Source organism: Sphingobacterium sp. UBA6320 (genome assembly GCF_002440335.1).
GTDB lineage: Bacteria > Bacteroidota > Bacteroidia > Sphingobacteriales > Sphingobacteriaceae > Sphingobacterium.
Genome location: NZ_DJTA01000008.1, coordinates 103,620 through 130,315, shown reverse-complemented (window position 1 = coordinate 130,315; position 26,696 = coordinate 103,620). Strand labels below are relative to the sequence as shown.

Here is a 26,696-nt window from a genome sequence, read left to right as displayed (position 1 = left end):
ATGCAACCAAATATTAATTTAGTTACAATTGATAATAATATTAATTTAATAAAAAAGTTAATTCACGAACTTGTGTTACAACCAAGAATTAAAGCCCTCGAATGGTCTGAAATTACAAAACAAACACCAAATATGAAAATTGGTTATCCTGGACAACATTTAGCTAGTTTAGTCACTGGAATGCAAGGTTGTAAAACAGGAGCACGGGGTAATGATATAGTCGATGGCTCGGAAGTTAAATCTTGTAGTAGAGTTGATGCTTCGGATAAATGTAACAATTGTGGAGAAAAACTTTCACGTGCTGAAGTTATTTGTAGTGTTTGTGGGTCAGATAAAATAACTAGAGATAATACATCAAAATGGTTGTTTACAATCCGAAACGAAAACGACTTAAAAGTTTTGACTAAAGATTTAGATAGAGTAATTTTAGTATTAGCCGATTATCCTGATTTCCATATAAATAATTTTGATGACATTCAGTTTCAGGTATTTGAAATCTGGAATAATTCAGAAAGATGTAAGGAGTTTACAAATCTTATGACGAATTATTTTAATAATATTTATCAAGTTCATAGAGGAAAAAACAGCGCTAAAACCCCTGCTCCAAAAAATTTTTGGCCTTACTCTTACCAATTTTATAAATGTAATCCAATTAAAGTTTTTTCTTGCATAGTTAAAAACGCCAATAAAAAACCGATCATTGAGGATATTTTTCACATTGATCCAAAACAAGATAGAAGTGATCTGAGTTCTGAATTAATGCCATCAAATATACTATCAAAAGAAGAGGTTCCTGCTTTGGTTGAAATGCTAAAAACTGTTCCGAAAAATTTATTAGAAAAAAGACTAGTCGTCGGCAAAACCATAAAAGATTTAACTGAGATAGTTTCGGCACGTACTTTTAGTAAAACTAAAATCTCCCAAATCTTACCTTATATTGATGAAGAGTTAAGAGAATATCTACCACTAAGATTAGATAAAACATTTGAGATAAAAACAAAACATAAGCGTTAATTTGTATGCAGATTTACAGACGACACTGCTATGAGTATAACTTCTAATTGAACCATTGACACAGTTTATTTTACACTCCCTCAACTTATCATATGATAATTAACTTACTCCCCTAATTAAAGGGAGTGTAACTTCAACTGTGTTATTGGATAATTAACCAAATCTTAAAAACCTCTATCGAGTTTTAGTCTATCCCTAAATTTAATATAAAGCTGAGTTATAGTCAAGCCCTAATAGTGCATTGGCATATTCTCAAGGTTAGCTAAATGCGCAGATAAGATAGAGCAAGCTGGTTTCAAGCCTTTCAATACGATTTCGAGAACCATAAATATTCATCATAAGACGATATTGAACTATTTTGATAGGAGTGCACAAATGCTTGTGCAGAATCTTTCAATGCCAAAATAAAAGCATTTAGAAGTCAGTTTAGAGGTGTAGAGATATTAATTTTTTCCTATTCAAATTGACTAAATTATTTGCTTAGTCCACAGGTTTTGAAACTGCTACCTTCTTCTTTGAAGCGCTTAAAGTCGAATGGCATCTTGTCTTTCATGAAAGTTTAGTTTGAATAATCTAATATAAAAAAATCTTATAAAATTATTCCGTTGACACAGTTTGCGTTACAATCTCAAATTAAAATATTAAAACCATTTTAATATTATATCTTTATTAACATAAAGAGCTTTTAAAATAAACTGTGTTAACTAGTTAATTATTAACTTAGAGGCACAGTTTGAATTACATTCCAAGAAACTGAGCACAATTTATAAACCTAAAGGATTTAAAGTTCTTTCAACCCTATTTAAAACTTCATTATAGTAATTTTCATCTGAATCTATCGTAATGAAATTTCTGTTTAGCTGAATAGACGATATAGCAGTTGAACCGCTACCAGCAAATGGGTCAACAACTAAATCTCCTTCATTACTACTGGCTAAAATCAATCTTTTAATTAAAGTTAAAGGTTTCTGGGTTGGATGAACTCTTTTTTCATTATAGAAATCTATATCTCTCCAAACATCAGTTAAACCCATCTGTGGATTAAACGTTTGTGCAACATCAGAATAACATAAATCAAATTTTAAAATTTCTTGAAGTTTATTCCAAAGCTCTTTTGTTGGGAATTGTTCACATATATTTTTTCCGGTATAAATACTCCACATTCCACCACCATTACTTTTAACACCTAATGCTTCATTAATTTGTTTTGAGGATAAACCCTGTTTTAATTGATGTTCTTTTAAAAATGGTTTCACAAATTGTTTGTTATTCTTCGTGATAAATAAACAACTTTCCGTTACATTTGGAAATATACGGTAGTTTTTAGTTGCTCTTCCTGAAACAGAACGCATACCTTTATCTATAATAATCTGTTGTCTTAACTCCAAACCTAGCTCGTCAAAGTAAGGAACAAGGTGTGCAAGAGTTCTAAAATATCCAAATAAATAAAAAGTACCGCCATAGCGTAAAGTTCTGGCGACTTCTTTTATCCAAGTTAGTGACCATTCTATATATTCTTGTTCAGTTTTCCATTGATAATCCCATTTTTCATTAACTACTTTCCAGTAGGGAGGATCTGACACTACTAAATCGACACTAAAATCTTTTAATTTTGAAAGCTCATCTACACAATCTCCTAATATTACCTTATTCATTTCTTTCTAATTGTAGTCTTCAAATCTATATTTTTTTTTTTAAAATACCAAGTGTTAAATTTTAGTTTTTTAGAAATCGCATATAGATCAAAATTATCTTTAAGGGCTTTTAGCTGTACTTCTTGTGGAGTACCTTGATCTATAGAAAAAGTTTGTGTTTACCCTGACATAGTTTAGAGCATAACTCGCTGTCTAAAATTTTATATTTAGACTTTCCCTATTTATTAACAACTTTTTAATTTCGAACTTTCATCTTCATTTAAACTACTTTCAGTTCCATACAATTCAAAAAGTAAATCAGTTTTTTTCTGCCCCTTTTTATATACGAATTCTGTAGAATTGAATAACTCCAACGGATCAAACTCATTTAAAACTAAATGTTTATTTAAATTATGTAGAATTCTGTAATCAGTGAAATATTTATTCCGTCCCATAGAATCTTTAACATCTTCCTCCCAAGCACAGCCATATTCTCCAAGCCAATTATAAAACAATAGCACTACTTCATGATTTGATAATTGGGCTCTAAAAATTTTCAAATATTTTCTTTTATCTTCATAAGTTAGAAAATCATTAGGTTGATCTACCACATGCTTAACCAAACTCAACATATGTCTATAGTAATGTCCCAATCTTATTTGATGTCCTCCGAAGGGTAAATAACTAAAATCCAAATAAAGATCTTGTGATACCAATTCCTCGCTGAAATAGTTCTTTAAATGCCGTACACCATATTTATGTGAAGTCCTCAAAATTTTCAATTCTTGGAGGAGATCTTCGTAATAATCAACGTTTGTATTGCCCTCCCAAATAACTTCTATTTCATTTTGATCAATTTGTTTTCTAAGAACGTCTTTACCAGAGAAAAAAATATGATATGCTAATCGAAAAAGCTCATAACGTCGCTCTGAATAAAGAAAAACATTACCGTTATTAATAATATATTCTGATTTATACATAGGATAGTGTTGTGCTTTGATCACCTGAAAACACGCTTCTAATTCCTTAACCATTAAATAGAAAACTTTCCTGCCAGTGATTTCCTTCTTTTCTCTCGATTGATCCTTAACTTTATTTTTTAACAATCTATTATTCTTACCATTTAAGTTCATTTTATCTTCTCTTGCATATGAATAAATATCTTTAGATTTTCGATGTACACTATGAGTAGTCACATAGCCTTCAATTGACATTTCATTTACATTTTCTTTATGCAGACGTAGCATTTCATAAAACTGAGATTCAAATTTGTCAATTCGATATTGTCTATCCTGTGATTTGACTTGATCTAAAATTTGCTGATTTGCCTTATATTGTATGTAAAAAGCCAACCCAGTGACAATAACGCCTGCAATTGCTATAAAAGGGCCCATAATTCCACCTAAAGTATCACCAGTACTAGCAGTATTACTATCAAAATCACCTATAGCTTTGCCCGCAGTAAATATAAATGGAGCGAAAATGCTAAATACAATCAATAAAACTGCAATACCAAAAAAAAGGTAAGTCCATTTTGCAGTATAATCATCGTTATTTTTTTCAAACCTATTTTGCTTTTGTAAAATAATGTATACGGACAGAACAATAGAGGTAATAAATAAAAAAGAAATAAAAAGGGTATAAACTTCAGGCAATAAATACATGAGAATGGTATGGTATATTTTTAAAAATGGTTATATTTAATTTTAACTTAGTTTAAAGTAAGGGTAAAAGATAATTCTTTATTCATCTGCTCCTTGATAAAGCCGTTTTTATCAAGCTCATGAATGACACCTTCAACATGTTTATAAAACCTGCTTGTATTTATTTCCAAATCTAGATCATCATCGTAATTAAACTTGAATCGCTCTTTGGTAAATCGAACTTCTCGTTCTTCAATACCAAAATTAAACCAACCAGCATCAGAATTAAAAGATCTAATATCAGAATTTCTATAAAAAACAGATATATCCCAAGATTTATTACGTGAATAAACTAAATCAATCGCTAACGAATTAGGATTGTTACTGGTGCTCTTTATAATTCGATTATCCTTTTTTACAAGATCTATATAACAAACACTGCGTTCATAGTGCTCAAATTGATAAATTGTCCCCGAGCGGCGGCAATAGCTTGTGAAAAATGTACAGGCTAAATATCGATCTGAACTTGATGATGCCACTCCTTTCATTAATATGACATTGGATACATCATTTAGTGACAACTTACCGGCAAAACTCATACTACCACAAGTATTCAATAGATCCTCCTCAATACAGAAATAATAGCGCCAATCTGTATTAATCATCTTATCGATCCTGGAATTAAAGCTTTCATATAATGATGTGATATCGTCGTCTAACCAATCTTTCATCACTTTATCGAAATTGGAATTAAAACAGATTCGATTTAGCCAAAACCTTCCGTCAACAATCAAACTGTAACGAATTCCCCCATAGCTTGTTTTTGAATTGTCAACGTAATCAAAGTATGATAAAAAATATCTGCGTAATAGCCTACTTGATCTATTGCTGGAAGATAGGCTAGTTTCTATACCATCCACAATATCGGTAAAGAACATCAATTTCAACTTGGAAACTATCCGACCTAATAGATTAAAATCGAAAAGTCCATTTATATCATACTGCTCAGCTTGATGAAAGAGTAACCTAGTCTCTCCTTCTAGAAACTCGTTTAAATTATAGTCGAAATATGTTATTTTTAGGAAGTTATACAATTCAATATTTATGGATGGATCTGTTAGCCATATCAACTTATGTTCCTCATGGTCACCATATGCCTTTCCAACTAACTCTAAATGTTTTCCTAAATCAGGGTCTATTAATTGATCAACAAAATTTAACGCTTTAAAAATACTTTCCGTCGTTTTATTTGCCACCTCACTGCTGTGCGATTGATTTAGTATAAATAATCTAAACTTATCAAAATCGGCATCGGATATCGCAACATGTTGATCTTGAAAAAATAATTGAAAATACAAACAGGGCAGATAACGAAACAGTTTATTAAGCTTGGACCTACTCTCTGTAAAATATTCTTCACGATAAATTTCATTGTCCATTCCTTCAAATAGACATCTTTTTAATGCCAAAAATGATTCTTCTATAAAAGCAATATCAAGATTCATGACTTGATATTTTTTCATATCATCATCATCTGCTTTCAAAAAACCCAAATCATTGATCGTCAAGACCCTATCCCTTTGTTTCTTTAAAATTGTGACAAGCGTTAAGAAATGTTCAAATCCGAGATCAGCGTTTTCATTATCACACTTATTTCTGAAAAAGAAATCTTGCCATTCCTCCCACTTTTCGCCTGCTTTAATTTTTTCTTCAGATTTATCAATCTTCTCAATTAGTTTGGCTCGTAATAATTCTTGCGAAGATAACTTGGCCCCTCTACTGTTCATATAGAGATATAACTTCTCTCCCTGGCTGCTTAAATTGGTATCAAAATAATTAAACTCAACATAATTCTCTACGTAATCAATAAGTTGCTCATTATCTAACTCTTTCTTTTTCGAGAGATACGATACAATCAAGTTGAAGTTATTCTTCAGATTGTTTACGGTCTTATCATACTTATACTCATTTTCAAAGTAGTTTGGATTTTTTACTACGTCTTTTTGATTCAGCACATCATTGATGAATAGTAACAGAAAATCATGTGCTGATTCACGAACTTTATAATCAACTTTTGGTAATCCATTGACGAAATACTGTTCTGCAAATTTTGTACTCAACCCAGCTCTAACATAAAGTGCCATCAGTAGCAAATAAAGAGTAGTTATCCGCTGTTGACCATCAATCAGAAAAAATCTTCCAGGAAATTCCTTATCGTGATATGCGTATAGAAAACCCAATTTGAGCTTGTATTTTAATCGATTAAATTCTTTGGATAAATATTCAATAGTTCCCGCATCATTGATCAGTCTATCTTGATCATAGATACGTAACCTACTAGCGTCTTTAGTATCAAAACGCTGCATAACACTCTCCAACAAACCATTAACCTGCGTAGCTGACCAAACGTAGTCTCGCTGCAACTCGGGTATTACAAATTGCTCGATCTCATTATGTGAAAGTAGTTCTTGTAAACTATATCTACCTGTTTTCATCTTCTTTATTTATTTTTATTTAACAGCAATACTAGATGACTATAACAGTTTTGAATCCATATACTATTTGCCTCACAATCTTGAATATTCCAATCATCCAAGTTTTTAGAAAATGTAAACTTTTTGTCATTGTCGGTATCTACATTTGTCAAGATTTTTGAAACAATTTTAACAGTGTGTGGAGGTACAAAAGATCCTTTGGCTATACGATCTAATAGCAAAATGCGCTTTAAAGGAAAAATGCAATTACTTAGTGCGCTATTATCGTCAGATCTTAATAGAGTCAAATTACCGATGGTATGTTCTTCGACTTCTGAAGTTGCTAATTTATTTCGTTCATTTTTAGTTAATCGAATGCCCAGCTTTAGCTTTTTTAAAAGTTCAACTTCTCCTTTTTCCGAAGCTTTTTGAATGAACCATTCTTTGAACTCTAATTCATCGCACTCACTAGTATCAAGATTTTGAGGATAAATATGTTCAATGGTCCATTTTTGTTTACGAAATACATCAAAATTAAATCTTGTTGAAAAATCAATTTGAAGATTACCAGACTTGTTAATAAGTGGGAATACATTTATTGCTAAAAAAATTTTATTCAACAATTTACGATCATTGAGATAATCAAGATTTGCTACTTGATTGGTTAGATCCGTTTTATTATAAAAACGATGGATATTACTAGTACGTAGATTAGATTCTTCAACCTTTAGGATAGATTTTACGATAAACTTATATAATTCATCAAGCAAGTCTGATTTTCCTAATTGGTATATCGTCTTAATATTGCCTCCGCAATAAACATAATAACCAATGAGATTATAAAGCTCGTTGTCTTCATACCAATTCGACAAGCGCTTGCTAATCTGTTGTATTTCGACAAGTTTACCATGAGCTTGTTCGTGTGTAGAGATAGAATCATTGTATAGATTAAACAATTCAAATTCATTTTCACTTCCTTTTTCACCGTGATTTTCATATAAGAACTTCTCGGATATCAAATTTTGATCTATTTTTTCTAAAACGATAGGCTCAGCAAGATGTAAAATGGAATTGATCCCTTTTTTCTCTTCCTTATTATTTTTCATTCTGAATTTATCAAAAAACAACATGTTTCGTTCTTCATGCATAAACCAATTATTGATGCTATCCCATTTGTTTGCAATACGATTACGTTCTTCTTGTATTTCCACAAATGATTGATACATGGTTTCGTTGCGAGTTGATTTGGTAAAAAGTAATCCTTTGATCAATTCATAATTGGTCAAATCAACTTTGTTGTTATTAAGATTTGAAAAAATTTCTTCTGCTGATGTAAACTCATCTTCAAGATTTATGATAATTTTAACATCATTTAGGAAGTAATTATAATATCCTCGAACATCCTCCTCACCAATAGCATTTAAAAATTTAATAATACAAACCTTAGCGTGATAAAGGTAAAACAGATCTTGATGTTCTTTCAAAAGGATATTGTCTTCTGTTAATGTAAGAATTTCGTCGAATATATCTCGACCTTTATACCGCTCGAAAGACAGTTTGTCTTCTGCAATATTATCGAAACTGCTGGGGTATTGAGCTTTTATTACATACAAAAGTAAGTTGATGGTAGTGAGTCGTTGCTGGCCATCCACCACCTCCAACATACGACGATCTTGAGCACTTTTTTTTACTGTTATATATTGTAAATAATATTCAGGCGCATTACTTACATAAGCATCATACGTGTCTAGAAGCAGTTGAGGGACTTGATCATTTTTAGTTGATGATTTCCATTTATAACCACGTTGATATGCTCCAATATAAAAACCAGTTACACCAAATATTTTAAAGAAATCTTCCTTGAAAATAGAATTAACATTATAAATAAAATCCTTCATATAAAAATAACTTGTAGTCCAGGTTTCGCGTATGTAAGTTTGGATATTCTTTTTTGATAATCAAAATATGCCTTTATTAACAAGCTGACAAGTGTTAGAGCCAGATCTAATTAATATAAAAAAACATAAGATAGAGCAACCCTACTATAGATCGCGAAAATACAGAAACTAGCTATTTACTAATACGGGAAACCGTATTTTAACGAAAAAAAACAATCTTTTAGTAATATTCGTGACTGCATTTTTTATTTGTTCGAGTACTCCATCCAATCATTCACTTGTACATTAGCCACTTTCCATAATACTGATTATTATCGTCACTATCATATTGTAAATGGGATTTATTGCTGAGATTATAAAAACTATGTAAAATACTGCCGGTTATGTATTTGTGGGGCTTGGTAATTTTGTCAAACACCAGGGCTCTAAGCCAATGTCGATCACTTGGAAATTGGAAGAACCGATTCCCGAATACTTATGGACAGCTTCTGCTAAAATGGCTGTTGGTTGATATTAATTTAGACGCTTTTGTAATGATAAATTTTGTAAACAAAAAATGAAGGTAGCTTGCTCAAAAAAACAAGCTTAACCAGGTTCGTAAATATCAATATGGATATCAAGATCTTGAAGTGCCTCAATAATCATTGGCTTCACCACATCCCAATCTAATCCGCCATGTCCACAGCCTAAAGGAGGAATAGCGATACTTTGAATATCATATTCTTTAATAGCTTTCTGTAAGGCTATTAATCCATCGTGGATATAAGAAATCTCTGACGAATTTCTCCAGTGCTGCTTAGTAGGAAAATTGACAATGAATTTTTCATTTATCAAATCACCTTCCTTCACAACTAGAATCTTCCCGATACTTAATTCCCCCTTTTTACAAGCCTCTTTATATACCTTATAGTTTGTAGGATATTGATTTTTAAATTGCAAAGCAATCCCTTTTCCCATAACGCCTACTGTATTAACAGCATTGACCAATGCCTCGGCATCTGACTTCAGTAAATCTCCCTTTAAAAATTTAATCATCTTAGTAATGTATTTTTATGTATCGACTTCCTTTATTTTGGTGAAGTATCCTTCAGTTTTCTATAAAACCTTTTGAGGTTATTGCATCATTTACGTAGAAAAATATATTTATAATTATCTTGGCTTGTCCAAATTTTTCTAGCTGATTTCACCGAGAAATAACACCCTCTTAAACACGCCCACCACTTTTAAATCCAACAACTCCTGATCGCGAAGTGCAATAGGTTGAAAAGAATCGTCATTGGACATGGGTAAAAGTATGATCTCTTGGTGCTCCCACCCCTCTTCACTGACCGTTTTCTTACTGCTATACTTCTTAATGGTATAATGAGCTCCAAATTCGCTATCAATAAATTCATTGGACTCGACTAGACAGATTAATCCATTGCGAGAACCTCCTTGATACTTCTCAAAGAGACAGATAGAGCCATTGGGGATCATCTGATTCATAGACTCTCCTACTACCCTACAGGCAAAATAGCGATCTGGGTCGATGGTCGTCCCTTCAATCTGGATATAAGTAATCTCTTCGGCCTGTTGAAGCTCGGAAAAACTACCTGCCGCAATCTCAAGATCGTAATATGGGATACTACCTGCTGTCTGGAAATCGCTAATGACATAAGCTGGGGCAAGAGTTGAATCGCTATCATCTGAGCGCTTGACCACGTCCATATACTGACTTAAATAATCTTTGAGATTAGGATTGATGGCATAGAGATAGACTCCACGGATCCCGCGAAACATTAAAGTTTTATATACATTTTTGACATAGAACAGTAAATCAAGTTCACTGGTATTATTCTTTCCGTTGGTGTCTTTGTACTGGTCACGATCTACTGTGATCTTATGATTGATCGGGTCATAATCGATTTCTTTACCAAAGACAATAGCGATATAATTGAGGTCATTGCCAAAGACGGTATGGATACTCCCGATTTCATGTATGGCATCTTTGGAATTTATCCAGTCTTTTGCTGTGGAATTCCAACGTAGATCAACGCCTTCGATAGTCATATCATAGAGATGCCTATTCTTTTTATTTTTAGTCTTGTATTCCCAGCTAAAGCCGGCTACTAATCTGGATATACCTACTTCTGCTTCTCGTTGAAATATCTGCTCACGCATATCGACAAAGCTTTCGTAGAGCTTCAGTTCAAATCCTTTGGATTCGAACCGCTCTTGAGGCAATAGATCCAAGTCAAATAAGCGATGGACAAAATCGGTAAACAGATCGCCGCCTTCGGAACGGATCTGTGTATGCAGACAGACCGTTTTATAGGCCGCAGAGTTTTTTAAATCTTCAAAATATGATGGTGGTAGATCTGTCGGTCGTATAGACTGGTTGCTGTCGTAAAAGAATATCTGATTTTCGGATTGCTTCACGATCCAGTCCAACTCCGTTCCGGTGTGGACATCTAAATCAAGTCGTATATTACTTTTATCAAAATCTCCATATCCGGAGATGTTCTTCCGTCGACGGAGACGGTGTGCCTCGTCTACCAGAACGACTTTATAACTCCGTTTTGAAAGATCTGTAGGTGATATGACCATACTGGCACTTAGCTGATCGATGGCTCTAAAAACTTTTTGCAGGGTACTGCGCAGTGAAGTCATCGATACAACGATAGCGATCTGATCTTTGAGCTGGTCTTCATTTGTTTCTGTAATGCCATGCTGCTCACGGTATCGCTTCAGCAGGGTGAAAGCTGCTACAGAGAACTCATCTTCCATCTCAAACTGTTCAAAATAGCGGATCGGTGTCACCAGGAGCTTGAGTACATAAATGGCTATAATGGTCTTACCTGTGCCGGCATTCCCTTGTATAAATATTCCTTTTTTATCCTCCACTAAAGTCTCTAAACAGGCAAGTACGGCTTGCTGCTGATCAAGGTTGAGACTCTTATAGGGTGAATATTTAAAGACATTGCTATTGATGATTTCCTCGAATGAGGTACGTGCGATATGCAGTTCTTCAAGTTGATTCCAGATCTGCGGAAACAACAGTTCATACTCTTTCTTACGGTGGTAGTAGTGTCCGTTATTACCGAGATTGGCATTGACAAGCGTCAACCCTTTCTCTGCGGAAAAATGATTGATCAGAAATGCTTCTAGATGAAGGGTTACTGATTTATTAAACAGGTGAGAAAATATAACATGTCTGCTCAATAAGTCTTTCTTGACCAGGTGTCCATTATGATTGGAAAAACGATTCTTGATATTGATAGATTCGCCGATATAAATGGATTTTTTATCATTGAGCAGGTATACCAGCGCGCTATTGTAGAGATCGAGTTCGTCATCAAACTCGCCTTGCACCTCCCCCGTTGGTCGTACTGGGATGATATGTACTTCGTTAATATCGAATGGTGACATGCTATAATTCGTTATATTTCTTTGCCGTTCCTTTGGCTTTCTCCACCGGGTATTTTTCGTTATTCAGTTTCATCTTTTCCTCCACGATCTCTTTCACATCTAAACCATGCTTATCGGCAAGCAACAGCGCGTACATCAAAACATCGGCTAATTCTTTTTTGAGTTTATCCGGATCAGCATCTTCATTGCCTTTCCACAAGAAAAGCTCCAGAAGTTCGGATGCTTCAATACTCAATGCCAAAGCTAGATCTTTGGAATTGTGAAATTGCTCCCAATCTCGCGCATCTCTAAACTGACGGATCTGCTCTAATAATTGTTGAATGTCGGACATGATAAAATCTTTTAACTACTGTTGGGTACTACCCAAATATCTGAAATATTGTTTGAAATACAATTAGGGATGGAATAAATAGATTACATAGTTTGAATCATAACGTATATAAAATTCCAGAGTATCGACATATCCTGTCAATGATCTGGAATGATCTACAACGCGCTTTATAGCGAATTATACGCTAAGAAAAATAATAATCTATAATAAATTGAATAGTTTTATCTAGACTAGTCTCAAAAAACTCTTCCTGTTCATATACTTTGATGACAAATTTATGTCTGTGAATTGGTGAATTATAAACTATTTTCACAGAATTTCCAAGTATGTGTGTAATACCAAACTGATCATACTTAGGCTGATATCCAAACTGTATCGTATGTGTATCAATCCTGAATGCTTTTATTATGTGCAAATTTACTGTTGATAAGAAATGGACTGATAAGAACAGAGACTTGTTTTAACTGAATCCAATCTGCATCTTTTTCATCTTTTATACCCTTCTGATTATTTACTTTGTGACTCTCTACAGAAATTATTTGTGTAGCCAACTTATCATCTACACGTCCCAACTGTAAATTTACATCAGGTAACTCTGCAAAGTAATAGGAAACTTTGCCCTCCTTCAATTTAATCGCTGGTCGACTGGCGTCTGCTAATGAGTTGCGCCAATATTTTAGTGTATTCAAATAGGTCATATTCTCCCTTTTCAAGTTTATTAATCAAACTTAAATAATCTGTCGAATATTTAGTTTATATGCTCAAATATAATTTATTTTTTTTCCTCTTTCTTAAGAAACAACTGTGAATAAATACTTATTGGAAAGCACTATTATTCTTAAACCGTATCATCAACTGATTTTATGCCTTTTGCCTAAAACAATTTAATTTTTAATTTGTAAAATAGTAAATAGATGCTTATATTTGTACTAACAGTACACGCCACGCTACCCATAAGAACAGCGTCCCAGGGCGTGTCTTTTGTTTTATAGACCTTTTTTAAGCCACATTCTATGTATGAAAAGAAACCTTTCACGATAGATGATCAAGTTCAACAATTAAAAGATCGCGGATTATTTATCTCTGAATCGGACAATATACAACATTATTTATCTCATATCAGTTATTACAGACTTGCTGGCTACTGGTGGCCCATGCAGGAAGATAAGATTGCTCACAAGTTCAAATCAAATGCTAAATTTAGTGATGTACTGGCATTATATAATTTTGATAGAGAATTGAGAATATTATTATTTGATGTTATTGAAAAACTTGAAATAAGCTTAAGAACCAAATTGATCTATCATCTTTCTCATGAGTTTGACCCTTGGTGGTTTCAAAATTTCAATATTTTTCAGAATGCTAGTGATCTTGTGAAAACTTTAGCTGTTCTAGAAGGAGAAATTGATAGATCAAAAGATATATTTATAAAGGAACACAAAAAGAAACATAAAGATGATGGACGCTTCCCCCCTTCTTGGAAATCTTTAGAACAAACAAGTTTTGGCGCTTTATCAAAATTATATGGAAACTTAAAGAATGATGTTGTTTCTAAAGATATCATTGCTAAAGAATTCGGTACTGTTAACCATACTTATCTGCCAAGCTGGCTTCAGTCTATTGCTCAAATAAGAAATTATTGTGCTCATCACAGTAGACTATGGAATAGAAATTTACCTGGAAGTCCAAAACTTTTGAGTAATCCGCCCCATTCATGGATTCAGAATGTGCCGAAGCCACATGAATTTCAATTTCTTTATATCCATTTATGCTGCATGAAATATCTATTAAATGTCGTTCAACCGGAAAACTCATTTACCCTCCAATTAAGAATGCTATTAGATAAATACCCAAATGTTGATCCAAATGCATTAGGTTTAAAAGAAAAGGGGAAGAAGAAGCTCTTTGGAAATAGCTATTTTAAAAGATAGAGCAATTGAACTTTCTCATAGAGATCAATATTGGGCTTCAAAAACATGGGAAATGGTGATCTTGCTGGGATGAACGTTTGAGGAAGAATATGGATGAAATTTCGCTAAAAACATGTTTTGAACAAAAAAAACTAGAATGCGTATAACCTTTGACCATTCCAGGATTTAGACTCTATGATTTTGACATCGATACAATTTGTAATGAAGATTATTTTTTAACGAATGATGAGGATCAGATCCATGCATTTCCTTGATTTAGTCTTTTAAAAATAAAAGTCTACTTTTCTTTAAATACTTTGCTCCTATGCCATGCTAGATTTTCCTGTGATGGATGGTATTGTTCAGTTTTTGGTATTATAATTTTAGTTCCTTCTAATTTTTTGAGACTATAGGGATGCTCTCCAAGTTCGCATATATGTCTTGAAACCAAAATACGATAATCTTGATCTACGGAAACCAAGCCACGATCAAAAGCCCTATGCAAATTGGGACATAATGCAAGTCCATTGGTGACCTTATCATCGTGCGAAATAGAAAATGGTACAATATGACAAGCATCAATAAAATTGTGATTGTACGTAGACCGCAGCTGCATACCCGTCATCGCACAGGTATCCTGATACAACTGGGGGATATATCTTTTGAAAAGGTGTGATCGTATAAATACATCTTCTTCTGTATGAATCACCATATGTTTATACTTAACTTCGGGATCATTGAGTACCAAAGCCTGCAGATCGTGATAATACCCATCCCCGATTTTTTTATGCTCGTAATAATATTGAAGTTGGTTAGGGAAATAATGCGCCAAAATAGAATTTCGGATTAATTTCCTATTTTCAAGCGATTGCAATAATGCGTATAATTGAGGTGAAAGACTTCCGTAAGCAACAATGGATGCTAATGTACTAACGCTTTTGATATGAGCTTGCATAGGAGCTCCATGGTGAGTATGGATAAACCAAAAAGACTGTCCATCGACCTGATCGCTCTGCAGATAATAAAATGGCTGAGTAAAATCGGGCTGATGTGCTGTGGTAACCAACATCCGCCAATTCTCCTGAAAAAGACCTACAAGATCTGCATTGACAAGAAAATGATTGTCATTATCCAAGCCTTTTTCTATTAACTCAATCAGAGTTAATAGAAAAACTGGTTTATGAGGTGCTTTACCATATTTGGTAATCCCTTGTTTTAATCTTGCAAATGCTTTTAGATATAGGCTCAGATTGCTCATGTAGGTCAAAGATAGGAAATGCAAAGTAAAATATGAGAGAGTTTCATTACCTATAAACACGATGCTATAAGTAACCTGTGCTATAATTAAACATAACAATAAAGTGTTGATCTGTCAATGTTCTTCGATGATGAAACTTCCGATGAAATGGGAATTTCCGGGAGGCAAGATATAACATGGTGAATCGAAGGAAGATTGTCTACAAAGAGAAGTTAAAGAAGAACTGGGTATGATCATTACCATTGACCGTGCGCTGAATCCTGTAGAGCATTAATAATCTGATTTTGACATATGCCTCTATCCTTTTAGCTGCAAATGGGAATTTGGTAAAGTAGTGCCCACAAAACATAGTCAGCAATATGGGTAGACACATCGGAATTATTAAATTACGAATGGGCGGAAGCTGATCTGCCAAAACGCGTAAATTAGTCAATGCCCATCTATTTACTAAATAAGGCACTGACTACAAGCCAAGTAAGAAATATTGCTTGATGAAATTATTAATAAGTTATCGTAAATCGCAAAGATTTAACGTGTTAATATTTCTTGAAAACGATTAATTTCATCGCGGAATGATCTGTAATTTCTAAGAGAAAATTCAGTAAAACTTACGGTTGAACTGCTGGGATCGTGAATAACAAGTCTGTGAAATGTACCTAATTTAGAAAATTCTTTTTCCTCGTAAACCTGTATATCGGACTGGATGTTGAAGTCAAAATGATAATTTTTGAAAACTGATTTTACCGTTAGTACACGACCATTGAGCTCAACAGAATATGGTGTTTGTAACGCTATATAAAAAGCATAAAGCCCTACAGGCATTAACAAATAATAATACCATTTGAAAGACTTAAAATAAACTTCACCATATTGTAAATTAGTATATATTACACAGATAAATAACGCAATTGCTGCTATTATTCCAAACAAAATACAATAGAACCCGATACCCAATTTTGATTTCACCATTTTATTAAATTTCCATTATTTACTATTTGTGACAAAAGTTACGCCGACAGAAAGACCTATCATAAGTAATCCTATAGGACCAGGGACATAAGTCAAAGCATCCAAAAATATAAATTTAGTAGCATCTATCATATCATCATCCGTAATTTCACCATCAGAAAGAGCAACTATTACTTCATAACCATTAACAATTGTTCCTGCAAAGGCTAATTTATGAAGCACATTATATTTCAACGCTTTTTCAAATACAGGAGATATATCTACTCCACCAGTTAATTTGATGAATTTAGTAATAGCGGCATGGCTTAAAGACTGAAGACCGCTCGCTAACCCTGCTTTATCAACAATATCTCTTAATGCAGCAACACTAAATCTTTCTCTAATGTTAAGAAAATTTTCATCATAACCTTCTGGGATTCTAGTAGAAAATTCATTTTTTGGAAAATTATCCTCATCGTATATAGCACCAAACGGACATATGACGACACAAAGACCACAGCCTATACAATCTGCTTCTTTAATAAACGCTTTAATTGTATTTAATTTGCCATTTATATATCCCTCGGTTACGCGTAATGCGTCTGGACCACACGATTCTCTGCAAAAGCCACAGCCAGTACACTGTGAATAAGCAACCTTAAATACCGCCATTATGCTAAATTTATATCTTTTATATCAAAAATGTCTCTGTGTAAGATTGAATACTCTAAAGTAAAAACTTTGGTTTTCTCATTATATCTTCTTGATTTTTCAATTGTAGATGTTTTTAAAGCCTGTCCATAATTATCACTCTGTATCGAATAAATACTACTCCCTATTTGTTTTGATTCTTGTTTTTTTAGACCATCCGTCTCGCTCTCATGATCATCGCCGGCTGCTCGTCCTGGTTGAGTGCTAGCGACTCGACATTTTCAGTAGTGATCGATCTGCTATCTGTGACGATGAGAGCTGCTCAACTTTGACATCCAATTGAAAGTGATCATTCAGGTCATTGCAGATCCGTTGCTGATACTGTTCTAAAGCGGTATCAGCAGGTACGCTGAGTTCATAGTAGTAGATCAGCTTTTCACCATACTCACAGGATCGACAAGGAATATATTTGGCTCGGTCGTGCCCAAAAAACGATAATCTGTTCTTTAGGAAAGTTGTATGGTAGCCCCAAAGCAAATAGGTAGCTTTCATAGACGACCATGCAGACCATCGTGATCCGGAGTATATCTTTTCGTGCATTGCTCACAATGGTGATATAGGCATCGGTCTTTTCTACCGACGGAAACAATAGCGAATAGTACAAATCTTTAGGTCTTTGCGCTACGATAGAAAGGCGCACATGAGGTACACGACATCTGGATCTGACGGATGTAGGCTTTTTAGATTTTTGTTTTGGTACTGGTGTGATCATAGTTCGTTTTTTAATAAGGTAGACCGGATTTTCACTCAGATACGAAGACATTTCTTCTCTTAAGGTCAGCGCATAGCTGTCCCAGTTGCAAGTATTTTGCATTTTAAAATAGTTTAAATTGGCAGCCTTAAAACCGTACTATTTGAACATAGGTTGGGCATTAAGGAAAACCAGGTTAAAAAATAAAGAATGAAAAAGCACTTTTACGTCTTCGTCAAGTAGTTATAATATGGTCATCAGTAATGCACTCTTTCGGTTAAAGAACAAAAACTGACTTTTAAAATATGAGTGTATCACGATAAAATCGCAACGAACAATATTTGCTTTACTAAAAAAAAGATGGTACTTTTAAAGTTTCAAGTAAAAAAGTAGGCGTCCGGTCCTCTTTTTGTTGGAGCATTTAATGATGTACCAATAGAATAAAAGTCGGAAACATAATCCATCATAGTATGGGAATAAGCTAGTTTTAACCTGATTAGGACGTTATTTTTTAGGTCATTTGAGCAGTCAATGATGATTTGTTGAAAAAGGCTAATAAAAATATTGGAGAAAATAAAACAAAGAAAAATATACAGCTGAGATAATAGAAGATGCTAAGATTAAAGTAGGTTTTTCAAAGACCGCACAAAAGTGGCACTTACGACCAATTATGAACACGGGTAGATTATGAGTAAGAGTAAAACAATACAAGTTAAAGAATCAAAAATATCAGTTATCATTCAAAATGAAACAGATTATATCAACTTGACTGATATGACATCCTCCCTCCGAGAAGGTAGTGGACTGATAGGGAAATGGATTAGCAATAAAAACACATTAGAATATCTTGGTGTGTGGGAAAAGATAAATAACTCGAATTTTAATTACCCCGAATTCGGGGTAATTGCCCAAGAAGCCGGAACAAATAGATTCATTATGTCTGTAGGGCAATGGACAGAAAGAACACAAGCTACAGGAATGCTTGTAAAGGCTGGACGGTATGGTGGAACATTTGCACATAAAGATATCGCATTTCATTTTGCTATGTGGTTAAGTCCGGAATTTCAAATATACTTAGTCAATGAATTTCAACGTCTCAAAGACGAAGAAAACAATCGATTAAAATTAGATTGGAACTTGCAAAGAACATTGGCAAAAGTAAATTACCATATCCATACTGATGCTATTAAAGCAAATCTAATACCCAAAGAAATCACAAAACAACAGGCCGGCCTTGTATACGCCACTGAAGCGGATTTACTTAACACCGCTCTTTTTGGCACCACAGCTAAGGAATGGCGAGAAAGCAACCCAACTATAAAAGGAAATATGCGTGATGATGCAACAATAGAGCAACTAGTTGTGCTGAGCAATCTCGAAAGCATCAATGCTTTACTGATCCAACAGGGATCGTCACAAAGTGATCGACTTATTGAATTGAATAAGGTGGCAATCATGCAGATGAAATCATTAATGGAAAGTGAGGCGGTTAAGAAATTGAAGAAGAATTGAAAAAGCAATTCTAAACAACCCTATTAAAACCAAATCATTTATGAAAAAATTAACATTACTCGTATTCCTTCTTTCAATGATTACAGCTGTTTTTGGACAAGAAACCGCAAACACAACTGTTAAAACAATAACCCACTAAATGAAACATCAATTTACATTACCTGCCTTCCCTGATTCTAACTTTCAAATTGAAGTGTCTTTTTGGACAGGGAAGCAAAGATTATACAAAGACGAAGTACTCGTGGAGCGGTCCACTGAAAAGGGAAAACCTTTTTTAATACCAGATCACAATGGAGATATCGTGAAAGCATATCCAAAAGCTACATTTCCAGATATCATACCTGTACTGGAAATCAATGATCTTAAACATCATATTGTAGAAAAACTAAAGTGGTATCAAGCAGTATTAGCAGTCATGCCTTTTTCCATAGTATTTATTGGTGGCGGCGCACTAGGTGGTGGCATTGGAGCTGTTGCCTTTATGCTCAATCTACAATTACTGAGAAATGAAGATAACGGCAACCTTAAATATTTAAAAGCAATCGGGGTTATTATCGCTGCATTTGCAATTTATTTTTTGATTAGCGCAGTGATTTGGGGATGGATTAATTAGAAAATTGAAAGAATTTGGAATAAAATAAAATCTTAGAATAATATGGAGGATCTTATTAAATCACTAAAAAAAAATCTTTTAAAGTTTGATAAAAAAAGTATTAAAAGGGAGCTAACAGTAAGAGAGAAAAAACAAAAAGAACATCTAACTTATGAAATCTATTGGGCTAAATTCAAGAAATTTAAAGCAGAGTTCGAGGGACTAATCCTCACTGATATTAACGAACTAGCGAATAGCTTGAAAACCAATCTTCTGGAAAAATCCATCGTACTAAAAACCGAAACGCATATAAAAAAAACTAGCAGGGTTTTTGAACCTGATCTTTCTTTTTATATGATTATATCAATTAGTGACAAATCTATCAGCTTAAATAATCGGTGGAAGAAATCTCCTTTTCTTTTAATAAAAGGCAATCATGCAAAAGATACAATTGAGCTTTTTTATGTTAATCAAGATCAAGCATATGTGTCTAGTGTAATTAAAAAAAATGTATGGGGGACTCGAATAAATCAGTTTAAAATAGATGAGTATAAGTTTAATTTATTAAAACCACATATTGAAGCGTGGCTAGATAGGAATGTAGACAGAATTCATAACAGCACGTCTCAAGTTTAGAACCTGATATTACTGAATCATTGAGAAGTCTATATGCTGACAAAGCTCGAATGAAACAAATGTTAATAAATAGAGGTAAGAAGGAATAATTGTATTAATAAAATTAAAGGAGAACTAGGTATGATCATTACCATTGACCGTGCGCTGAATCCTGTAGAGCATCAATAACCTGATTTCTCCATATGCCTCTATCCTTTTATTTGCAAATGTAAATCTGGCGAAGAGGTGCATACAGAACATAGGTAGGCGATATGGGTAGACACATCTGAATTATTAAACTACACTGGACGGAAGCTGATTTGCCGATAGTACGTGAATATTTGAGCGTATGACTGTTGGAATATACAAATCACTGATAACACAATCCTTATAAAATAAATTAAAGGAATTGCCTACAAAGGAATTCTATATCAATAAAATACCACTTGTGTTCCTAACTATTTTCATAATCTATTCATTTATAGTTTAATAATTATGGCTAAAGAAAGAAATAGACCATAAACATATATCGCTTAAAACCGAAACATCTAAAAGTAAATTATGTTTAATCAAATTTGATTTTTTATTACATTATTAATCACATAGATTTAAATTGAAGTATTTTATTTCATTGCATATCATATTTTAACCCCTTTATGAATTATTCTCAATATGTTTATAAAGTAAATTTCATATTTTGACCCTTAGTTCAGGAATTAAGTTAGTAGAATCAACGACATCGAGTTGCTAACTTAGTCAGCAGATGAAGCTAACAACTCCATATTGATCATTACCCTAGGTAATAGGTCAAAAAAATAGCAATCCTAACTCCTTCCCTAACTTGGTGGTTCATGATCATCGTAACGATATTCAAGATGATCTAACGACCGAATATTCCCCTCTTTATCCTTACTGTAAAAGATCGCCATTTTTCTCCTGAAAAGCAAGAGTGTCCCGTTCTCCTCTGCACCAGACCAAACGCAGGAATAATGTTTTATAGCCTGTAAGATCTTTGCATGACCAGGCTTTTGTGGACTCAATGATTCAAGATCAGTAATGCCTCCTTTCCAAAGAACAATAAATTGCACGAGGATCGAATCTTGTGTGGTTTTTGCAGGAGGTTTAATGGTTTGCAAACCTATATTATTTGCTAATTTTTTGATGTAATCTTCTTCTCCTGCAAATGGTCTGGATTCCGATTTTGCACGGTGGTGGATATCATAAATAGCACTATTGAATTTTTCCTCATAACAAGGCGCTTCGGGATCGAAATCCATAGGATAATCAAAGATCATATCAGACTTTAGCGTTGATCTAAATGATTTTTCAGGAAAATGATCATATGGATAACCTTCATCTACTAGATGTATGAAATAACGTTCACCCCCGGCAAAAGGGATACGATCGACTTTCACTTCTTGCAACCCCTTGAGATCGAAATAATATAAAGGGAAATGATCTTGGATAATAAGTCCCGGATTTTGGATATTACAAAAGTCATTACGCCAATGAAAGATAACATCTTTAATCGGTAGACCGGTATACTTCTTAACAATCTCGGGTATTGTCATGCGGTTGGCAAAAAAATCTTCCTCCGTATCTATATATATAGAACCTTTATAGACAATACCGTCAATAACGGTGTCTTGTTCTGATCTCTTGATACTGGTATATTGTTCTGTTAATGATGACCGGACGATATATGGGCTCACCTGTATATTATTGATAAAATATGCAGGGTCGTTGGCATATTCATCAGGCGGTGAAGGTGGATACCAGGGTGTATGGAAATATACGACTCCTTCATACATAGTCTTTATGGATGAAGTGTAATTGAATACGCGTCCTAACCTCGCCTCTGGATAATTGAGCAGCTTCTGCTTTTCAATGATACCGCCGTTTAAGATAAAAACATAATTTTCAAATGTTCCATATTGCTTTGGATATAATAGCGCGCTGTTAGGAGCGTTGGTCCTGAACTGCTGGGACCGTGCGAGATGCATGTTTACCAGCATGATAACGAAAAGTAAAAGGCATTTTATAGGAGCTGTTGTCATAAGATTGTTCTAAATTAAATAATGTTTTAGCGATATTTAAGACTATCTAGCGACCGGATATCTCCTTTTTGATCCTTACTATAAAAGAGAACCATTTTTCGGCGACATAAAACTGGCCTACCCCCCTGGACGGCAGGAGTCCATCCACAGGCATTTTTTTTGAAAGCGGTAAGTATAACTTCATGACCTGGTTTATCTAAATCGGCACTTTCTAACGCGGTAATCATACCATCTTTGAGTACGATAAACTGGACCGTGATAGAATCTGTTTTCGTAGTGGAACTGGGTTTAGCCAAAGGAATTCCCGTTGTGGATGATAATTTCTTCAGATAAAAACTTAAACCTTTGTACGTCGAAGCATCTACTTCTGGCCTGATAAAAATTTGTTCGTCTTTTGGATCAAAATCTGATAGATAACACGGATAAACTGTATTTAGATCCAAAGGATCTTCAAAAATTAAAGTGCCTTTAGGCAAACTCTGTCTATAGCTGTCGTCGTGAATGTGAATAACATACCGCTCTCTTTCAGCAAAGCGAACACGGTCTACCTCTATTTTATTAACGGATAAATCGCGAATTTTGAATGAATACAGCGGAAAATGATTTCCAATGATCGTACCGATATCATCCTCATTGCGATACTCGTCTTGGGTATTTCGCCAATGGATGATAACCTCTTCTGGTGATAAATCGGTATACTTCTCGATAAAATCGGGTAAGGAAATACGGTCTGCAAAAAAATCCTCATCGGAATCCACATGTACGGAGCCTCGATACTGGGTACCATCTATTATTGTGTCTTGCGTAGACTTCGAGATGTGGTTATACGCTTCCATTTTAGTCAAACGAATCTGATAAGGACTAACCTGCCTGCCATTGATGAAATAGGCCGGTTGATCAGCATATCCAACCGGAGGGGCGAACCGTTGTTCACTATGAAAATATACGGCCCCAGGATAGGATTGCCCTTCTAGCGTAAGGGGGTAAGGAAAAATGTTATTCAGCTGTGCTTGCAGATTATTGACCAGCGCCTCCTGTCCGATAACCTTTCCATTAAGCACAAAGGCATAATGTTCAAATGTCCCATATTTTTTAGGGAACTTGGCAGAACTATCTGAAGTATTGGTGTGTACAGACTGAGAAAAGCCCCCTATTTCGGATAGAACTAAAATAAAAAGCAATATATATCTGTTCATTGAAAACATCTTATTACCTGTCCGGTGTTTGCTACTCTGCACTAGCAACCAAATAAGGGTTAAATAGTATCTTGTTGGTAAGTTGCATAATGGTTTATCATTAATCTCCTCCTAAAATAACATTAAAAAGTTATTGATGATGATTATATTTTAAATCCTTCTTTAAATTAGGCATTTGAGAATGTGCGTGGTTATTGCTCATCAAGGTAATAATACTGGAGGTTGGGGGAGATAACATCTAAAAGAGATTTAAAAGCTATTCCAATTTTGGATTAGCATGCGCTATTTTTCAAATGACTTATTTTACGGATCCTCGATGCTACTAGTAACCTGTGCTATAATTAAAGATAATAATAAAGTGTTGATCTGTCAAGGTTTTGCTACTCCTAAATTCCCATTTAAATGAGAATTTAGGGTGGCAAACCTGAGCAAGATGAAACACCAGAAGATTAACTACAAAGGGAAATTAAAGAAGAACTGGTCTTTCCAAACGGCTTTAAGCTTTATTTATGTTATACAATTATACCTTTTTCAATCAACTCTATATTTAAATGAAGGAGGTGCATCTTTCATTTTCGCTCCCCATTCTTTATTAGGGTATGGCCCCATTACAAATTCTATTAAGCCACCGTTTACGATATCATCATGCGCAAACCAAGCCTTACTCCAGTCCTTTCCATTGATCTTAGCAGACTGGATATACTTATTTTGTTTCGACAGATTTTGAGCTTTAATCGTCAATTTTTTACCATCTGATAAGGTAATCTGAGATTCGTTAAAAAATGGGGTTCCAATGACATATATAGGCATTCCGGGAGTAACGGGGTAAAACCCTAACATAGTAAACACAACAAATGCCGACATACCACCGCCGTCTTCATCGCCAGGCATACCCATCAGGTCATTTCTAAACCATTGATGTACCAATTGATGAATTCTTTTTTGAGATTTCCAAGGCTGACCGGCATAATTATACAAGTAAGGAACATGTAGACTGGGCTCATTTGCCATTGAAAATTGCCCTACGTTACCGGTATGATCGGGTAATTGACTGTAAAACTCAAACTTACTTTTCCCTAGAGGTTCTCTGAATGTCTGATCCAGATTTTCAATAAATTTATTACGGCCTCCCATCAAATCGATCAAATCTGCAATATGATGCGGCACATCCCATCGGTATACCCAACCATTATTTTCCCCATAATACTCACGTGCACCCTGTCCACCATCATACCTGTAATCAAACGGTTCTATAAAATTCCCATCCTTATCTTTAGGATGAAAAAAGCTTGTTTTGCTATTAAAAACATTTCTATAGTTGAGCGCATGTTTACCATACTTTTCGTGATCTTCTTTTTTTCCTAATTGCGATGCCAGCTGCGCCAGACACCACTCATCGTAAGATGTCCCCAGGGTCACAGCAATGGGTTGACGCTTCTCAAAATGATGTACTTCGGGTACTGTTTCAGCCTCCCCGGGTTTCAATGCAGGTATATATCCATGAGTTTTATAAAAGTCATCCAACCAACCCGCGGGCTGTGCCGACCAGGGTGCCAGTGTCTTGTTTTCAATTGCTCCTTTAGCACTTTGGTATGCTTTTTCTACATCAAATGAACGAAGTCCTTTGACATAAGCATCAGCGATCGTAGCCACACCATGATTAGAATTCATACGTCGCGAATCGCCGGTAATCTCTGGAAAAGTAGGTAACCAAAACTGATCCATCTGCTCGGCCATCCTAACATAGGATTGGATTATATCAGATTCTACCTCCTGATCGATCAATAGCCGTAACGGATGGGTAGCTCTGTAGGTATCCCAAATCCAGTCATCGGTATAAAATGGTCGTTCGTCTGTATGCACCTGACCATCAAATGCACTAAAATAACGACCATCTTCTGAGATATTAACGGGTCTTTCATAGCAACGATACACCGAGCTATAAAACAAAGCTTCATCATCTTTGGACAATCCTTTCACTTGAATTTTACCTAAAGCATAATTCCATAGATCACGTCCTTTATTCGCTAGCAATTCCAAATTATAATCCTTTATCTCGCGTCTTAGATTTAACTCCGCTTGTTCAACGCTTATAAATGATATACCATATCGTATTTTTAATAACTCCAATCCGGGTTCAAAATGAAGAATGGCAGCTACCTGATCTCCTGATTTGGAAGTTACCTGGTCATCCAACTGCCCTTGGTCATTTCGTATTCCTACTTGAAGTGGTTGCTGGTTTACCTCAGCATATAGATAGACTATTGTCTTATTATCCAAGTTCTGAGAAGCTTTAATCTTATTTCCGCTCACTGATATTGTTCCAGATTGGGTATTTAGAATGAGTGAAGGTGCATAGCGTTTCCTAAATCTAATTTCATACAATGCCGACTGATGGGATGGTGCATATTTGACATCGATATCCCCATTCTGCAGATTGGACGTATATAAATAGGGTTTGATTACTTCATTGTCATAGTCTAAGGAATATACATTATTAAAATGTGTTTTGTCAGTTCTGTCTACTGGACTTAGATTAAAAGCAGACCGTCCCCGATGACTGGTCACAATCATAGGTAAGCCATAGAGTTGATCTGTGGTAAAATCCTGTCTTTCAGGATACACCCGAAGCATACTATTGGGTAGATGTATAGTCGGGTATGTGGGTACCAGCAAGTGGCTGATGTTGCCCATATAAGGATTGACCTGATCAACTGGCGAATCAATTTTATTTCTTGTTGCGCAGCCCACACAAAGCATCGCCAATATATACAGGCGTCCTTTTTTTAATATTGCTATCATAT

At 34.6% G+C, this 26,696-nt stretch carries 20 protein-coding genes; 5 read left to right on the top strand and 15 right to left on the bottom strand.

The features are described 5' to 3' along the window. Window positions 1-1,014, top strand: a complete 1,014-nt coding sequence (locus tag B3P23_RS04455) for a MamI family restriction endonuclease (RefSeq protein WP_293924776.1) — start codon at window positions 1-3, stop codon at window positions 1,012-1,014. A 764-nt stretch (window positions 1,015-1,778) separates the two neighbouring features. On the opposite strand, the gene B3P23_RS04450 is transcribed toward B3P23_RS04455, so the two are convergent. The 8 genes from B3P23_RS04450 to B3P23_RS04415 all read right to left on the bottom strand — a co-directional run bounded on the left by B3P23_RS04450 (window position 1,779) and on the right by B3P23_RS04415 (window position 13,115). Beyond that, window positions 1,779-2,669, bottom strand: a complete 891-nt coding sequence (locus tag B3P23_RS04450) for a DNA-methyltransferase (RefSeq protein ID WP_293924774.1) — start codon at window positions 2,667-2,669, stop codon at window positions 1,779-1,781. A gap of 224 nt (window positions 2,670-2,893) precedes the next feature. Then, window positions 2,894-4,312, bottom strand: a complete 1,419-nt coding sequence (locus B3P23_RS04445; RefSeq protein WP_293924772.1) for a putative phage abortive infection protein — start codon at window positions 4,310-4,312, stop codon at window positions 2,894-2,896. Window positions 4,313-4,359: 47 nt separating this feature from the next. Then, window positions 4,360-6,786, bottom strand: a complete 2,427-nt coding sequence (locus tag B3P23_RS04440; RefSeq protein WP_293924770.1) for a DUF262 domain-containing protein — start codon at window positions 6,784-6,786, stop codon at window positions 4,360-4,362. A 5-nt stretch (window positions 6,787-6,791) separates the two neighbouring features. Beyond that, window positions 6,792-8,663: a DUF262 domain-containing protein gene (locus B3P23_RS04435; RefSeq protein ID WP_293924768.1), complete on the bottom strand. Its 1,872-nt coding sequence runs from the start codon at window positions 8,661-8,663 to the stop codon at window positions 6,792-6,794. Between the two features lie 585 nt (window positions 8,664-9,248). After that, window positions 9,249-9,698 (bottom strand): type II toxin-antitoxin system antitoxin DNA ADP-ribosyl glycohydrolase DarG, encoded by a 450-nt coding sequence (gene darG, locus B3P23_RS04430; protein WP_293924766.1) that lies wholly within the window; start codon window positions 9,696-9,698, stop codon window positions 9,249-9,251. A gap of 138 nt (window positions 9,699-9,836) precedes the next feature. Then, entirely contained in the window at window positions 9,837-12,071 is a 2,235-nt protein-coding gene (locus B3P23_RS04425) for a DNA/RNA helicase domain-containing protein (RefSeq protein WP_293924765.1), read from the bottom strand. Between the two features lies 1 nt (window position 12,072). Further along, window positions 12,073-12,402: a nucleotide pyrophosphohydrolase gene (locus tag B3P23_RS04420; RefSeq protein ID WP_153198232.1), complete on the bottom strand. Its 330-nt coding sequence runs from the start codon at window positions 12,400-12,402 to the stop codon at window positions 12,073-12,075. Window positions 12,403-12,788: 386 nt separating this feature from the next. Further along, on the bottom strand, window positions 12,789-13,115 hold the full coding sequence (locus B3P23_RS04415; RefSeq protein ID WP_293924764.1) for a hypothetical protein: 327 nt from the start codon (window positions 13,113-13,115) through the stop codon (window positions 12,789-12,791). A 300-nt stretch (window positions 13,116-13,415) separates the two neighbouring features. Between B3P23_RS04415 and B3P23_RS04410 the strand changes: the two genes are divergently transcribed. Further along, a complete protein-coding gene (locus B3P23_RS04410; RefSeq protein WP_293924763.1) occupies window positions 13,416-14,333 on the top strand; it encodes an Abi family protein in 918 nt (305 codons plus the stop codon). Window positions 14,334-14,610: 277 nt separating this feature from the next. Here the strand turns inward: B3P23_RS04410 and B3P23_RS04405 are convergent, their stop codons facing one another. From B3P23_RS04405 to B3P23_RS04390, 4 genes are all read right to left on the bottom strand, one after another. Continuing rightward, window positions 14,611-15,570, bottom strand: coding sequence for an HNH endonuclease (locus tag B3P23_RS04405; RefSeq protein ID WP_293924761.1), 960 nt, complete (start codon window positions 15,568-15,570; stop codon window positions 14,611-14,613). 528 nt (window positions 15,571-16,098) lie between these two features. Next, the gene (locus B3P23_RS04400) at window positions 16,099-16,539 is read right to left on the bottom strand and encodes a hypothetical protein (protein WP_293924760.1); all 441 of its coding nucleotides are present in this window, start codon (window positions 16,537-16,539) and stop codon (window positions 16,099-16,101) included. A 15-nt stretch (window positions 16,540-16,554) separates the two neighbouring features. Next, window positions 16,555-17,190 carry a 4Fe-4S binding protein gene (locus tag B3P23_RS04395; RefSeq protein WP_293924758.1) on the bottom strand — a complete coding sequence of 212 codons (636 nt, stop codon included), beginning with the start codon at window positions 17,188-17,190 and terminating at the stop codon, window positions 16,555-16,557. Between the two features lie 424 nt (window positions 17,191-17,614). Next, entirely contained in the window at window positions 17,615-18,043 is a 429-nt protein-coding gene (locus tag B3P23_RS04390) for a hypothetical protein (protein WP_293924757.1), read from the bottom strand. A gap of 564 nt (window positions 18,044-18,607) precedes the next feature. Between B3P23_RS04390 and B3P23_RS04385 the strand changes: the two genes are divergently transcribed. From B3P23_RS04385 to B3P23_RS04375, 3 genes are all read left to right on the top strand, one after another. Next, window positions 18,608-19,432: a KilA-N domain-containing protein gene (locus tag B3P23_RS04385; protein WP_293924756.1), complete on the top strand. Its 825-nt coding sequence runs from the start codon at window positions 18,608-18,610 to the stop codon at window positions 19,430-19,432. A gap of 139 nt (window positions 19,433-19,571) precedes the next feature. Then, window positions 19,572-20,045, top strand: coding sequence for a hypothetical protein (locus tag B3P23_RS04380; RefSeq protein ID WP_293924754.1), 474 nt, complete (start codon window positions 19,572-19,574; stop codon window positions 20,043-20,045). 42 nt (window positions 20,046-20,087) lie between these two features. After that, window positions 20,088-20,660 (top strand): hypothetical protein, encoded by a 573-nt coding sequence (locus B3P23_RS04375; RefSeq protein WP_293924752.1) that lies wholly within the window; start codon window positions 20,088-20,090, stop codon window positions 20,658-20,660. An 815-nt stretch (window positions 20,661-21,475) separates the two neighbouring features. Here the strand turns inward: B3P23_RS04375 and B3P23_RS04370 are convergent. The 3 genes from B3P23_RS04370 to B3P23_RS04360 all read right to left on the bottom strand — a co-directional run bounded on the left by B3P23_RS04370 (window position 21,476) and on the right by B3P23_RS04360 (window position 26,694). After that, window positions 21,476-22,654, bottom strand: a complete 1,179-nt coding sequence (locus tag B3P23_RS04370) for a hypothetical protein (protein ID WP_293924751.1) — start codon at window positions 22,652-22,654, stop codon at window positions 21,476-21,478. A 68-nt stretch (window positions 22,655-22,722) separates the two neighbouring features. Then, a complete protein-coding gene (locus B3P23_RS04365; RefSeq protein WP_293924750.1) occupies window positions 22,723-23,892 on the bottom strand; it encodes a hypothetical protein in 1,170 nt (389 codons plus the stop codon). Window positions 23,893-24,423: 531 nt separating this feature from the next. Next, window positions 24,424-26,694, bottom strand: a complete 2,271-nt coding sequence (locus tag B3P23_RS04360) for a GH92 family glycosyl hydrolase (protein ID WP_293924748.1) — start codon at window positions 26,692-26,694, stop codon at window positions 24,424-24,426. Between the last annotated feature and the right edge of the window lie 2 nt (window positions 26,695-26,696).

What these genes read in the sequence shown, in the direction of transcription:
- B3P23_RS04455 (WP_293924776.1), top strand. Translation starts at nt 1, where the DNA reads ATGCAACCAAATATTAATTTAGTTACAATTGATAATAATATTAATTTA.
- B3P23_RS04450 (WP_293924774.1), bottom strand. Translation starts at nt 2,669, where the DNA reads ATGAATAAGGTAATATTAGGAGATTGTGTAGATGAGCTTTCAAAATTA.
- B3P23_RS04445 (WP_293924772.1), bottom strand. Translation starts at nt 4,312, where the DNA reads ATGTATTTATTGCCTGAAGTTTATACCCTTTTTATTTCTTTTTTATTT.
- B3P23_RS04440 (WP_293924770.1), bottom strand. Translation starts at nt 6,786, where the DNA reads ATGAAAACAGGTAGATATAGTTTACAAGAACTACTTTCACATAATGAG.
- B3P23_RS04435 (WP_293924768.1), bottom strand. Translation starts at nt 8,663, where the DNA reads ATGAAGGATTTTATTTATAATGTTAATTCTATTTTCAAGGAAGATTTC.
- darG (WP_293924766.1), bottom strand. Translation starts at nt 9,698, where the DNA reads ATGATTAAATTTTTAAAGGGAGATTTACTGAAGTCAGATGCCGAGGCA.
- B3P23_RS04425 (WP_293924765.1), bottom strand. Translation starts at nt 12,071, where the DNA reads ATGTCACCATTCGATATTAACGAAGTACATATCATCCCAGTACGACCA.
- B3P23_RS04420 (WP_153198232.1), bottom strand. Translation starts at nt 12,402, where the DNA reads ATGTCCGACATTCAACAATTATTAGAGCAGATCCGTCAGTTTAGAGAT.
- B3P23_RS04410 (WP_293924763.1), top strand. Translation starts at nt 13,416, where the DNA reads ATGTATGAAAAGAAACCTTTCACGATAGATGATCAAGTTCAACAATTA.
- B3P23_RS04405 (WP_293924761.1), bottom strand. Translation starts at nt 15,570, where the DNA reads ATGAGCAATCTGAGCCTATATCTAAAAGCATTTGCAAGATTAAAACAA.
- B3P23_RS04400 (WP_293924760.1), bottom strand. Translation starts at nt 16,539, where the DNA reads ATGGTGAAATCAAAATTGGGTATCGGGTTCTATTGTATTTTGTTTGGA.
- B3P23_RS04395 (WP_293924758.1), bottom strand. Translation starts at nt 17,190, where the DNA reads ATGGCGGTATTTAAGGTTGCTTATTCACAGTGTACTGGCTGTGGCTTT.
- B3P23_RS04390 (WP_293924757.1), bottom strand. Translation starts at nt 18,043, where the DNA reads ATGCAAAATACTTGCAACTGGGACAGCTATGCGCTGACCTTAAGAGAA.
- B3P23_RS04385 (WP_293924756.1), top strand. Translation starts at nt 18,608, where the DNA reads ATGAGTAAGAGTAAAACAATACAAGTTAAAGAATCAAAAATATCAGTT.
- B3P23_RS04380 (WP_293924754.1), top strand. Translation starts at nt 19,572, where the DNA reads ATGAAACATCAATTTACATTACCTGCCTTCCCTGATTCTAACTTTCAA.
- B3P23_RS04375 (WP_293924752.1), top strand. Translation starts at nt 20,088, where the DNA reads ATGGAGGATCTTATTAAATCACTAAAAAAAAATCTTTTAAAGTTTGAT.
- B3P23_RS04370 (WP_293924751.1), bottom strand. Translation starts at nt 22,654, where the DNA reads ATGCTGGTAAACATGCATCTCGCACGGTCCCAGCAGTTCAGGACCAAC.
- B3P23_RS04365 (WP_293924750.1), bottom strand. Translation starts at nt 23,892, where the DNA reads ATGAACAGATATATATTGCTTTTTATTTTAGTTCTATCCGAAATAGGG.
- B3P23_RS04360 (WP_293924748.1), bottom strand. Translation starts at nt 26,694, where the DNA reads ATGATAGCAATATTAAAAAAAGGACGCCTGTATATATTGGCGATGCTT.